9 protein-coding genes are annotated in these 12265 nt (G+C 62.2%); 3 read left to right on the top strand and 6 right to left on the bottom strand.

Annotated features, from left to right (window positions below; all coding sequences use genetic code 11):
* Positions 1-3: 3 nt before the first annotated feature.
* Positions 4-945 (top strand): carbohydrate kinase family protein, encoded by a 942-nt coding sequence (locus BUB23_RS08365; RefSeq protein ID WP_073102625.1) that lies wholly within the window; start codon positions 4-6, stop codon positions 943-945.
* Between the two features lie 134 nt (positions 946-1079).
* Positions 1080-1505 carry an outer membrane lipoprotein gene (locus tag BUB23_RS08370; RefSeq protein ID WP_245801209.1) on the top strand — a complete coding sequence of 142 codons (426 nt, stop codon included), beginning with the start codon at positions 1080-1082 and terminating at the stop codon, positions 1503-1505.
* 16 nt (positions 1506-1521) lie between these two features.
* Here the strand turns inward: BUB23_RS08370 and BUB23_RS08375 are convergent, their stop codons facing one another.
* The 5 genes from BUB23_RS08375 to BUB23_RS08395 all read right to left on the bottom strand — a co-directional run bounded on the left by BUB23_RS08375 (position 1522) and on the right by BUB23_RS08395 (position 11070).
* Positions 1522-2085, bottom strand: coding sequence for a YggT family protein (locus BUB23_RS08375; protein ID WP_073102627.1), 564 nt, complete (start codon positions 2083-2085; stop codon positions 1522-1524).
* A gap of 197 nt (positions 2086-2282) precedes the next feature.
* Positions 2283-3023, bottom strand: a complete 741-nt coding sequence (locus tag BUB23_RS08380; RefSeq protein ID WP_073102628.1) for a histone — start codon at positions 3021-3023, stop codon at positions 2283-2285.
* Between the two features lie 155 nt (positions 3024-3178).
* Complete coding sequence (locus tag BUB23_RS08385; RefSeq protein ID WP_073102629.1) at positions 3179-4345, bottom strand: ribonucleotide-diphosphate reductase subunit beta; 1167 nt, start codon at positions 4343-4345, stop codon at positions 3179-3181.
* 22 nt (positions 4346-4367) lie between these two features.
* Positions 4368-7283 (bottom strand): ribonucleoside-diphosphate reductase subunit alpha, encoded by a 2916-nt coding sequence (locus tag BUB23_RS08390; protein WP_073102630.1) that lies wholly within the window; start codon positions 7281-7283, stop codon positions 4368-4370.
* 295 nt (positions 7284-7578) lie between these two features.
* A complete protein-coding gene (locus tag BUB23_RS08395; RefSeq protein WP_073102701.1) occupies positions 7579-11070 on the bottom strand; it encodes an indolepyruvate ferredoxin oxidoreductase family protein in 3492 nt (1163 codons plus the stop codon).
* Between the two features lie 114 nt (positions 11071-11184).
* Here BUB23_RS08395 and BUB23_RS08400 point away from each other — a divergent pair, with 114 nt between their 5' ends.
* Positions 11185-11637 carry an Lrp/AsnC family transcriptional regulator gene (locus BUB23_RS08400; protein ID WP_073102631.1) on the top strand — a complete coding sequence of 151 codons (453 nt, stop codon included), beginning with the start codon at positions 11185-11187 and terminating at the stop codon, positions 11635-11637.
* Here BUB23_RS08400 and BUB23_RS08405 read toward each other — a convergent pair whose 3' ends face one another.
* Complete coding sequence (locus tag BUB23_RS08405; RefSeq protein WP_073102632.1) at positions 11638-12078, bottom strand: CopD family copper resistance protein; 441 nt, start codon at positions 12076-12078, stop codon at positions 11638-11640. It abuts the gene before it with no gap.
* Positions 12079-12265: the final 187 nt, after the last annotated feature.

A 12265-nucleotide genomic window follows, 5' to 3' on the forward strand; every position in this document is an offset into this window, starting at 1 on the left:
GTCATGTCTGACAAAGTTTTGGTTTGCGGGTCGGTGGCCTTTGACACCATTGCCGTATTCGAGGGGCATTTCAAGGAACATATCCTGGCCGAGAACATACATACGCTGAGCGTATCGTTCTTTGTCCCCAGCATGCGCAAGGAATACGGCGGTTGCGCCGGCAATATCGCGTACAACCTGCGCCTTCTCGGCGGCAATCCGGTGCCTGTGGGCACGGTGGGCGCCGATGCGACCGACTACCTGGTCTACATGCGGCAATTGGGCATAGACACCAGCCTGATCCGTGTCTTGCCCGATATGTTCACGCCGCAGTGTTTCATTACGACCGACCTGGACAACAACCAGATAGCCTCGTTCCACCCGGGAGCCATGATGCTTTCGGCCGAGAATGACCTGACCGGCCATGCGGCGGCCTGGGGCATCGTGGCGCCGGACTCCAAGGACGGCATGTTCGCCCACGCCCGGCGCCTGCATGCGCAAGGCATCCCTTTCGTCTTCGACCTTGGCCAGGCCATGCCGCTGTTTTCCGGCGATGACATAAACCAGATGCTGGAGCTGGCGCAGGTGCTCACGGCCAACGATTACGAAGCCAGCATCGTGGCCCAGCGCACGAGACGCAGCATGGAGCAGATCGCGCAGTCCATGCGGGCGGTCATCGTCACGCACGGTGGCGAAGGCGCGACGCTTTACGCCGACGGCGCCCAAACCACGATAGACGCGATCAAGGTCGAGCACGTGGTCGATCCCACCGGATGCGGCGATGCCCACCGGGCGGGATTGTTATATGGCCTTACACAGAATTGGAGCCTGATCGACGCATGTCGCTTGGCGAACGTGATGGGTGGCTTTAAAATTGCTTCACGGGGCCCGCAGAACCATCGCCCCTCCCGCGTCGATATCAGCGCGGCGCTCGATCAGCATTATGGTTTGAGTTTATTGGGCTAAGCTGTATATCGTCTACTGCCGGCCATTTGCCGGGCGGACTGTCTTACAAGGAGTTTTTCATGATTTCAACTTATTTGCAGCGTTCAGGCGCGCGTCCGGCACGCATCGCGGCCATCACCGTATTGGCTGCCTCGATGGCGGTGTTGGCGGGTTGCGCAAACGATACCGCTTCAGGCTCCGTCTACAGCTATGGGCAGGCGCAACGCGAGCAAATCGTGCGTACAGGCACGGTTGAGGCAGTCCGCAATGTCGTCATCCAGAAGGACAGCTCCAGCGGCGCCGGCGTCCTTGCCGGCGGCGCGCTGGGCGGCGTGGCGGGCAACACGATAGGCGGCGGGCGTGGCAATATATTGGCCACGATAGGCGGCGGCATCCTGGGCGCGGTGGCGGGCAACGCCGTGGAAAACCAGGTTGGCAAGACCCAGGGCCTGGAAATCACCGTGCGCCTCGATAATGGCGAAACGCGCGTCATCGCGCAAGCCGCCGATGTGGCCATAGGCGTGGGCCAGCGCGTGCGCCTGATCAGCGGCAACGGCCCCACGCGCGTCGTGCCTATGTAATCGCCGCTACGCCTTGCTACACCCCAAATAGCGCGAAGGTAAAGTGCTGCAGGAACATCATGGCCACTTGAGCCAGCACCAGCAGCACCAGGGGTGATAGATCCAGCCCGCCCATATTGGGCAATATGCGCCGTATGGGGTCGAGCAGCGGCGCCGTCAGGGTTTGCAGCACAGGCATGACGGGCGCCAGCGGATTCACCCACGACAAAACGGCCTGTATCAGCGTGATCCATAGAATCAGGTTGAAGGTCCATTTCAGCATGGTCAGCAGCGCTGTCAGCAGGATGGGCGGCAGGCTGGCCAGCGGCGGCAGTTGTCCGCTCAATGTCAGGACGGTCAGAAGCAGGAACACCAGAGCGGTCAGCCAGCACGCCAGCAGGCTGGGCCAGTCGATGCGATTGCCTGGCGCCACGACTTTGCGTATGGGCTGGACCAGCCAGTCGGTAGCGCGCAGGACAGCTTGCGAATAGGGGTTGAATGGATGCAGGCGGATGGCAAAGATCCACGCGCGCACAATCAGCGCGATCCCGAACAGGGAAAAAACGATATTGATGAGAAAGTGCAAGACTTCGCTGAACATGGTTGGGCCACAGGGGATTTCAGAAGGGCCATTGTCGCACGAGAGCCCACGGCATGAAAGCGGCTGATTGCCAACTGAAATGGCCCGACGTCGTCGGGCCATTTCATGGATGGCCAGGCCATCTTTGATGCGCAATACATGATGCGTCGACCTGTCCCGCCGCGGCGATGAAACCGCGGGGGGACGAGGTCATGCCATCAAGGACGGCCGCCGGTCGGGAAAGGCCATGAAGCAGCCGGATTGACCGTTTTCTTGCTGGCGGGAGCGGCAGTTGCGGCCTTGGTGGCTTTGGCTGCTGCCTTGACGCTAGCTTTTTTTGGCGCGGCCTCTTTGGCTGCGGGCTTGCTTGCGGCTTTCTTGGCGGGCGCGTCAGCTTTGGCTGGCGCCGCGTTGCCTGCCGGCGCCGCTGCCTTTTTCGCTACGGCCTTTTTGGCTGGAGCTTTGACGGGCACGGCTTTCTTGGCTGCGGCTTTTTTTGCCGCTGGCTTTGCCGCCGCTTTTTTGGCCGGCGCCGCCTTCTTTGCCACGGCTTTCTTTGCTACGGCCTTTTTCGCGGGAGCCGCCTTTTTGGCAGCAGCCTTGGTCGCCTTTTTGGCCGGCACTGCCTTTTTGGCAGGCGCCGCTTTTTTAGCCGCCGCGGCCTTTTTTGCCGGCGCCGCTTTCTTGGCTGGCGCTGCTTTCTTGGCTACGGTTTTTTTGGCGGCGGCTTTCTTGGCGGGCGCCGCTTTCTTGGCTACGGTCTTGCTTGCTGCTTTCTTGGCCGGCGCTGCTTTTTTGGCGACTGCCTTTTTTGCTACAGCGGTGGACTTCTTGGCGGGTGCCGTTTTTTTGGCGACTGCAGGTTTTTTCACTTCAGCTTTTTTTGCTGGTGCTGCCTTCTTGGCGGGTGCAGCTTTATTGGTAGCCGTTTTCGTTGCGGCCTTTTTGGCTGTTGCCATAGTAATGCTCCTTGAGATTGAGTCGAAGAGAACGTCCACCCATTTGATATGGCCCCCACCTCGGGTGCGACCCATCTCAAATGGCGCAAGCGTGCAAAGCACCAAGTGCTTTGCACGCCTAGAGTCTAACGTAAGCTCTTGCTCTATTCCAAGCATTATTCCCAGCTTAATGCACCGCCGGTCTGATATTCGATGACTCGTGTCTCAAAAAAGTTGCGTTCTTTCTTCAGATCTATCATCTCGGCCATCCACGGAAAGGGATTTTCTTCTTGCGGAAACAGCGCTTCCAGACCGATTTGCTGGCAGCGGCGATTGGCGATAAAACGCAAATAGGACTTGAACATCGAGGCGTTCAGACCGAGCACGCCGCGCGGCATGGTGTCCTCAGCGTAAGCATATTCAAGGTCTACAGCCCGACGGAACAATTCGCGCATCTCTTCGCGAAAGCTTGCCGTCCACAAATGCGGGTTCTCGAGTTTGATCGTGTTGATCAGATCGATGCCGAAATTGCAGTGCATGGATTCGTCCCGCAGTATGTACATATACTGCTCCGCGGCGCCCGTCATTTTGTTTTGCCGGCCCAATGCAAGGATTTGCGTAAATCCAACATAAAAGAACAAACCTTCCATCAGGCATGCGAACACGATCAGCGATTTGAGCAGTGTCTGGTCGGCTTCGGGCGTGCCGGTCACGAAGTGCGGGTCGGCGATCGCATCGATGAACGGGATCAGGAATTCATCTTTGGCGCGTATCGACGGCACTTCGTTGTAGGCATTGAAGATCTCGCCTTCGTCCAGGTCCAGGCTCTCGACGATGTACTGGTAGGCATGCGTGTGTATGGCCTCTTCGAAGGCCTGGCGCAGCAGGAACTGGCGGCATTCGGGGGCGGTGATATGGCGATAGGTGCCCAGCACGATGTTGTTGGCGGCCAGCGAATCGGCGGTGGTGAAGAAGCCGAGGTTGCGCTGGACAATGCGCCGTTCATCGTCGGTGAGCCCGTTGGGATTCTTCCAAAGGGCGATATCGCGCGACATATTGATTTCCTGCGGCATCCAATGATTGGCGCAGGTCGCCAGATATTTTTCCCAGGCCCATTTGTACTTGAAGGGGACCAGTTGATTGACATCGGTCTTGCCGTTGATGATGCGCTTGTCGGCCGCGCGGACCCGCGCGCCGGTGTCGGCCGCCGCCGCGCCGGACGCGGCCGCCGGCGCGGCGATCGCGGTGTCGTCCATGTCGTGCGCGGCGCGCGGGGCCGCGGCCCCGGCATTGCCGGTGGTGGCTGCGGGCGAGGTGGCGGGGGTGTCTTCCCAGTTCAACATAATTTGAATGTCCGTATCAGATTTATTGGCAGGCTTCGCATTCTTCAAAGCCCTCGTCGCCGGGGCGCATGGTGCATGCGGCGCCCATCACCTCGGCTTCGGGCAATGCCGGCGCTGGCGCCGCGGCGATTGCGGAGTGGGTGTCGTTGGCGACGGCGTTGAGCTCGCCGCCGCGGCCTGTGGATTTCTCGGCATTGGTCGCGCCGTTGGAACGCAGGTAGTAGGTCGTCTTGAGGCCGCGCACCCATGCCAGCTTGTACGTGTCGTCAAGTTTCTTGCCCGATACGCCGGTCATGAAGATGTTCAGCGACTGCGCCTGGTCTATCCATTTCGAGCGCCGCGCCGCGCATTCGACCACCCACCTGGGGTTGACCTCGAAGGCCGTCGCATAGAGCTCGCGCAGGTCGTTGGGGATGCGGTCGATGCGCGCCAGGCTGCCGTCGAAATACTTCAGGTCGGCGACCATGACCTCGTCCCACAGCTTGCGCGCCTTCAGGTCGCGCACCAGGTAGTCATTGACCACGGTGAATTCGCCCGAGAGGTTGGACTTGACGTAGAGATTGCGGTAGTTGGGCTCGATGCAGGGCGACACGCCTATGATATTGGAGATCGTGGCGGTCGGGGCGATGGCCACGCAGTTGGAATTGCGCATGCCGTGCTGCTTGATATGCGAGCGCAGGCTGTCCCAGTCCAGCGTGCTGCTGTCGTCGATTTCGACATAGCCGCCGCGCTCCTCGCGCAGCATGGCCAGCGTGTCCTGCGGGAATATGCCGCGATCCCACAAAGAGCCTTTGAAGCTTTCGTAGTGGCCGCGTTCCGCGGCCAGCTTGCTGGAGGCCCAGTAGGCGTAATAGCAGGTCGCTTCCATGGAGCGGTCGGAGAATTCGATGGCGGCGTCCGAAGCGAAAGGCACGCGCATCATGTGCAGGCAGTCCTGGAAGCCCATGACGCCCATGCCTACGGGGCGGTGGCGCACGTTCGAGTTGCGCGCCTTTTCCACGGCGTAGTAATTGATGTCGATGACGTTGTCGAGCATGCGCATGGCCGTGGTGATGGTGCGCTCCAGCTTTTCGTGGTCGAGCACATACTGGCCGCTGGCGTCCTGCTTGAGGTGGGCGGCAAGGTTGACCGAGCCCAGGTTGCAAACGGCAATTTCGGTATCGCTGGTGTTGAGCGTGATTTCCGTGCACAGGTTGGAGCTGTGCACCACCCCGACGTGCTGCTGCGGCGAACGGATGTTGCACGGATCCTTGAAAGTGATCCAGGGGTGGCCGGTTTCAAACAGCATGGACAGCATCTTGCGCCACAGCGCGCTGGCGGGAATCTTCTTGAACAGCGGCAACTCGCCGCTGGCGGCCTTGGCTTCGTAGCCGATGTAGGCCTCTTCGAAGGCGCGGCCGTACTTGTCGTGCAGGTCGGGCACATCGGATGGCGAAAACAGCGTCCAGTCGCCGTTTTCCATGACGCGCTTCATGAACAGGTCGGGCACCCAGTTCGCCGTGTTCATGTCGTGGGTGCGGCGGCGCTCGTCGCCGGTGTTCTTGCGCAGTTCCAGGAATTCTTCGATGTCCAGGTGCCAGGTTTCCAGGTAGGCGCAGACGGCGCCCTTGCGCTTGCCGCCCTGGTTCACGGCGACGGCGGTATCGTTGACGACTTTAAGGAAAGGCACGACGCCCTGGCTTTCGCCGTTGGTGCCCTTGATGTGGCTGCGCAGCGCGCGCACCGGGGTCCAGTCATTGCCCAGGCCGCCGGCGTATTTGGCCAGCAGGGCGTTTTCCTTGATGGCGTCGTAGATGCCGGCGAGGTCGTCGGACACGGTCGTCAGGTAGCACGACGACAGCTGCGAGTGCATGGTGCCGGAGTTGAACAGCGTGGGCGTGGAGCTCATGAAGTCGAACGACGACAGGATTTCGTAGAATTCGATGGCTCGGGTTTCGCGATCGGTTTCATTCAGCGCCAGGCCCATGGCGACACGCATGAAAAACACTTGGGGAAGCTCGATGCGGCGGCCGCGGATATGCAGGAAATAGCGGTCGTACAGCGTTTGCAGGCCCAGGTAGTTGAACTGCTGATCGCGCTCGGCCTTCAGGGCGCCGCCCAGCTTGGCCAGGTCGTACTGCTGTTCCAGCTTGCCGTCGAGCAGGCCGGCTTCGATCCCGACCCTGATGAACTGCGGGAAGTAATCGGCATAGCGGGTGCCCATCGCGGCTTGCGAGACTTCCTCGCCCAGGACTTCCTTGCGGATCGTATGCAGCAGCAGGCGCGCGGTGACCTGGCTGTATGAGGGGTCGTTTTCCACCATGGCGCGCGCCGACAGGATGGCGGACTTGAAGACTTCATCGACCGGGATGCCGTCGTAGAGGTTCTTGACGGTTTCCTTGAGGATGGCGTCGGCATCGATGTCGTGCGGCAGGTTCAGCCCGGCTTCGGCGATGGTCGCGCGCAGCTGCGCCAGGTCCAGGGGACGCTTGACGCCGTTGTCATTGACATTCAGGACGGCCTGTTCGATGACCGGCTGGCTGGTCGCCTTGACGGCGCGCTCCTGCGAGCGCTTTTCCCGGTACAGCACATAAGCGCGGGCGACATCGTGTTCGCCCGAACGCATCAAGGCCAGTTCGACCTGATCCTGGATTTCTTCGATGTGGAAGGTGCCGCCGCTGGGGCGGTTGCGCACCAGGGCCTTGGCGACCTGGGCCGTGAGATTTTCCACCAGTTCGCGTATGCGCGCCGAAGCCGCGCCTTGCCCGCCCTTGACCGCCAGGAAGGCCTTGGTCAGGGCAATGGCGATTTTGCCGGGCTCGAAGCCGACCACGGCGCCGTTGCGCCGGATGATATGGAAATTGAGCCATTGCTCGCCGGCGGCATTGCCGGCCGTCGCGGAGGGCGGATTCTGGTGGGCGGGTTCGGATCTGGTCTCAGCGGTTTGGGTCGTCTGCATGGATGCTCCTGAGCGTGATTAGCTTGCGGTTAAAGCGCGTTGAACAGCATTTTCAGTGATGGTGGACTGCAAATGGCTAGTGAGGGAAAGCCCCTGGAGGGCCTAGCGGTTATCGATGGCGACCACTATATCTTGTGGTTCACTTTATATTGAACACTAATTGTAGTGATTGATCTGATCTGAATCAAGCCCGCAAGGGGCTTGATTTTTTATTTATTTATGATTTTTTCGCCGCCGGGAAAAGTCGCCGGGACGTCAGGCCCGACAGCTCTGGCGCTGCGGGGTTTCGGCCGGTTCAGGCGGGCGCCCGCAAAATATTGTTAGCGTTCATGACAGGGCCTTGGAGCTGCGCCAGCAGTTGCTCCAGCTTGCGCTGATAGTTCTCGGCATTGGCCGCTTTGACATGGCCGAAGCCGCGCAGCATCTGCGGCAGCTCGGCCAATTCGAGGGCTATGTTGAAATTGCCCGCGTTCAGCTTCCCCAGCATGCCCAGAATGGCGTAGCGGTAATCCCGCAGCAGCCGCCGTTCCATTTTGCGCTCGGCAGTATACGAGAAAATGTCCAGCCATGTGCCCCGCACGGCCTTGCAGCGGGCCAGCAGCCGGAATATTCTCTCGGTGCCGGGGCCCAGCGTGATTTTCCTGGGTATGCCGGTCAGGGGATCGCGCCTGGCCAGCAAGGGGGGCGCCAGATGGAACTGCAGGGTGAAATCCCCTTCGAACTGTTCGTGCAGCGTCCTGCGGAATTCGCCGTCGGTGAACAAGCGGGCGACTTCGTATTCATCCTTGCAGGCCATCAGCTTGTGGAGGGATTGCGCCACTTTCACCGCCAGCCGCGGCTTGGCTCCCGGCCGCAAGGCCTGCTCGGCCGCCAGCACCGCGTTGACGACGTCGGTGTATTTCTTGGCGTAGGCGGCGTCCTGGTAGGCGATCAGCGAGGCCCGGCAGCGATCGACCACGGTTTCCAGCGATTCGGGCCCCCGCGCGGCCGCCGTTTCTTCCGCCGGCGGGACGGGCGGCTGCAAGGCGGCGGGTTGCCATGCGGCCAGGCGGCCCATGCGGAACGCCTCCTGATTGGCCTGGACCGCAATGCCGTTGAGCGCCAGCGCTCGCATGATGGCGTCCTCGCTCAAGGGGATGCCGCCATGCTGCCAGGCAAAGCCGAGCATCATCATATTGGCCAGGATACTGTCGCCAAACTGTTGTTGCGCCGCGGCGTGCGCATCCAGCAGGCGGATGCCGGCGGCGCCGGCGGCCGCGGCCAGGGTATCGATCAGCGGCTGCGGATCCAGGCTTATCTGCGGGTCGCGGGTGAATTCCGCGGTTGGCGCCAGGTAGGTATTGACGGCGACCCGGGTCTTGCCGCGGCGCAGGGCTTGCAGGGCCTCGGGCCCCGTTGCCGCCACGGCATCGCAGAATATGGCGACATCGGCCTGCTGCGCATCTATCCGCACGGCGCCGGTCGGCTCGGCGGTGCCGGACAGGCGTATGTGGCTGATCACGGTGCCGCCTTTCTGCGCCAGGCCGGTGATGTCCAGCACCGATGCCGCGCGGCCTTCAAGATGCGCGGCCATCGATAGAATCGCGCCCAGGGTGATGACGCCGGTGCCGCCTATGCCCGCCACCAGGATATTGCAGCGCCCGTCGCCCGGCTCCGGCAAAGGCGCGGGCAACTGGGAAATCAAGGCCCGCAGGCGCTCGCGCCCGGCTGCAAGGGCCGCATTGTTGCCTTTGCGCGGCGCCCCGCCTAGCACCGACACGAAGCTGGGACAGAACCCGTCGACGCAGGAATAGTCTTTATTGCAGCTGGATTGGTCGATGGCGCGCTTGCGGCCGAAAGGCGTTTCCACCGGAACCAGCGACAGGCAGTTCGATTGCTTGCCGCAATCGCCGCAGCCTTCGCACACGGCGGTGTTGATGAACAGGCGGCGCGCCGGATCGGCAAGCGTCTTCTTTTTGCGCCGCCGGCGCTTTTCGGCGGCGCAGGCCTGGTCGTGTATCAGCACGCTGACGCCTTCGATGTCGCGCAGCTCGCGCTGCAAGCGGTCGAGCTCATGGCGATGGCGCACGACGACGCCGGCGGGCAGTTCGACGCCCCGGTATTTATCGGGCTCATCGGTGGTGATCGCTACGCGCTTGACGCCTTCGCCCAGCATCTGCTGGCAGATCTGCGGCACCGACAGCGAGCCGTCCACCGGCTGGCCGCCGGTCATGGCCACGGCGTCGTTGAACAGGATCTTGTAGGTGATGTTCGCCTTGGCGGCCACGGCCTGGCGTATGGCCAAGTAGCCGGAATGGAAATAAGTGCCTTCGCCCATGTTCTGGAAAATGTGCGGCATGCTGGTGTAGCGCGACAGGCCTATCCAGTCGGCGCCTTCGCCGCCCATCTGCGTCAGCCCGCTGGTGTCGCGGTCCATCCATGTCGCCATATAGTGGCAGCCCACGCCGGCCAGCGCCTGGCTGCCCGCGGGAACCTTGGTCGAGCTGCTGTGCGGACAGCCGGAACAGAAATAGGGCCGGCGGCTCAGGCCGGCGGGCCGGGCCGGCGGCCCGGGCGCCGCCGCGCCGCCGGGATCGTCCAGCGCAAGCCCCGCCGCCTGCCTTAGCCACCGGCGCAGGATGGCGGCGACCAGCCCCGGGCGCAGTTGCCCGGTAGCCGGAACCAGGACTTCATTTTCCAGGTCGCGCTTGCCGGCGACGCTGGGGCGCGCGGGCCGATTGAACAGCAGATCCTTGATCTGGCTTTCGATCAGCGGCCCTTTTTCTTCGATGACCAGAATGTGGTCCAGCCCTTGCGCAAAGCGGGCGAAGCCGGGCTCGTCCATCGGCCAGCTAAGGCCCACCTTGTAGTGGCGCAAGGCGGGCAGCGCCATGCCGGGGTGCTCGCCGGCCAATTGCTCCAGCGCATCCAGCGCATCCAGACAGGCCTTGCCGGTCGTGACTATGCCCAGGCGCGATCCGGGCGCCTCGGCCAGCATGCGGTCCAGCGGATGCCGGCGTGAAAAGGCCTTGACGGCGAGCAGGCGGTCGGCCATCCGGCTTTCAATGGCGGGAGTCAGGAATTCGCGCGCGCTGTATTCCAGCGCGCCCTTGTGCGGGTCGCCGTCGTCGCCGGAAAAATCGGGGACGGCCTGCAGGGTGTAGGAGCGACCGCTTTCCACGGTCTCGGTGACCGCCTTGAAGGCGACCCAGGCGCCGGAATAACGCGACAGGGCCCAGCCCCACAGGCCGAACAGCTCATACTCCTGGACCGAGGCCGGATGGACGATGGGAATGCTCCAGGCCCGCAAAGAGGTTTCGCTGGCGTGCGGAATCGAGGACGAGGCGGCCGTATGGTCGTCGCCGACCACCAGCAGCACGCCGCCATTCCTGGAGGCGCCGGCGGCATTGCCGTGATGCAGCGCGTCGCCGGCGCGGTCCACGCCCGGGCCTTTGCCGTACCACATGGCAAAGACGCCGTCGACGCGGCGGTCCGCGCGCACGCCGGCCTGTTGAGTGCCCATGACGATGGTGGCGCCGAGGTCTTCATTGATGGCGGGCAGGAAGGTGATCTGGTGCTCGTCGAGCAGATTCTGGGCGCGCCACATGGCCATATCCACGCCTGCCAGCGGCGAGCCGCGATAGCCGGTGACAAAGCCGGCGGTATTCAGGCCGCGCCTTTGGTCGGCGCGGCGCTGCGCAAGCAGCATGCGCGCCAGGGCCTGGGTGCCGGTCAGGAAAACACGGCCTGAGCTCGCCGTCAGGTTGTCGGCGAGCTGGTACTGCGCATCGATAATGGGGGTGGCCATGATGAAAACTCCGCTGTTGCACCCCATGATAGATACTTGCGTCCCTGTTTTTATTGCGTTTTCATAGCGTAAAATCCCTAGTTATCGAAACAGGCATTTCGTGAATGGGCGGAAATGGATAAAACCGATATAAAAATCCTCCAGCAGCTGCAGAAAGAAGGGCGCTCGTCGGCCCAGCAGTTGTCCGAGCACGTGGGCCTGTCGGCCGCGCCGGTCTGGCGGCGGGTAAAGGCCCTCGAGGCCAGCGCGGTGATCCAGGGCTATTACGCCAAGGTCGACCGCCACAAGGTCGGCCTGCAAGGCTGCATGTTCGCCCAGATAAGCCTGGAGAGGCATTCCGCTGAAATCGTCGAGAATTTCGAGCGCTCGGTGCGCGACGCGCCGGAGATCCTGGAATGCTATGCCGTTACCGGCGATTCCGACTTCCTGCTGAAAATAGTGGTGCCCAGCCCGGAAGCCTACGACAGCTTCCTGCACCGGTTTCTATTCAACCTGCCCGGCCTGCGGCAAACCCGGACCATCGTCGCCCTGCGCGAAATCAAGCACGATGTGAAGCTGCCCCTGTAATTACCATTTCAGGTAGAGCATGGCCTTGGCCAGCAGCACGATGCCGACCATATGGGTGAAAACGCTGATGTGTATGCGCTGCACATACCGGGTCTTGAGCAGGCCTTTGCTGCCCAGCACCATGGCGGTGATGAAGTGGCCCAGCACGCTCAGGGCCAGCACGATTTTTATCGTGAGCAGCGTGCCAAAGCTGCTGTCCAGGGGGTGGGCCAGGATGGCCCGATAGTTCCACGCCATGCCTATGCCGGCGCTATATAGAACCAGCAGCGTCCAGGGCATGATCTGGCGCGCCCGCCTGCCGATGGCGCGTTCCACTTCGCGCATGGCGTCGCGCGCCACGTTCTTGCGTATTCCTTCGAGGATCAATACTTCGAAAAACACCGTGCCGACAAATATGAAGGCCGCAAACAGGTGCAGGGTGATCAGGATGGAATAGCTCATGGCGGGGAAGGGCTCCGGCGTCTAAGGGTTGCGTGCCCGCCAGAGGCGCCGCGGGCAAGGTCTGTGGCCGAAAGCAATCGGCTGCGGCTATTGTAGGTCCGCCTCCGGATTTTTCTTTGCGATTCCTCACGGCGCTTGTGGTTTTACGCCAGGCCGCGCCGCTTGCGGCCGGCCGGGCGCGCGCGTG

The sequence above is a fragment of the Pollutimonas bauzanensis genome (genome assembly GCF_900129885.1).
GTDB lineage: Bacteria > Pseudomonadota > Gammaproteobacteria > Burkholderiales > Burkholderiaceae_B > Pollutimonas > Pollutimonas bauzanensis.

Bases quoted from the DNA above. Each gene is read 5' to 3' on its own strand.
- BUB23_RS08395 (WP_073102701.1), bottom strand. From the start codon at position 11,070: ATGGCCACCCCCATTATCGATGCGCAGTACCAGCTCGCCGACAACCTG.
- BUB23_RS08370 (WP_245801209.1), top strand. From the start codon at position 1,080: ATGGCGGTGTTGGCGGGTTGCGCAAACGATACCGCTTCAGGCTCCGTC.
- BUB23_RS08380 (WP_073102628.1), bottom strand. From the start codon at position 3,023: ATGGCAACAGCCAAAAAGGCCGCAACGAAAACGGCTACCAATAAAGCT.
- BUB23_RS08400 (WP_073102631.1), top strand. From the start codon at position 11,185: ATGGATAAAACCGATATAAAAATCCTCCAGCAGCTGCAGAAAGAAGGG.
- BUB23_RS08365 (WP_073102625.1), top strand. From the start codon at position 4: ATGTCTGACAAAGTTTTGGTTTGCGGGTCGGTGGCCTTTGACACCATT.
- BUB23_RS08375 (WP_073102627.1), bottom strand. From the start codon at position 2,085: ATGTTCAGCGAAGTCTTGCACTTTCTCATCAATATCGTTTTTTCCCTG.
- BUB23_RS08390 (WP_073102630.1), bottom strand. From the start codon at position 7,283: ATGCAGACGACCCAAACCGCTGAGACCAGATCCGAACCCGCCCACCAG.
- BUB23_RS08385 (WP_073102629.1), bottom strand. From the start codon at position 4,345: ATGTTGAACTGGGAAGACACCCCCGCCACCTCGCCCGCAGCCACCACC.
- BUB23_RS08405 (WP_073102632.1), bottom strand. From the start codon at position 12,078: ATGAGCTATTCCATCCTGATCACCCTGCACCTGTTTGCGGCCTTCATA.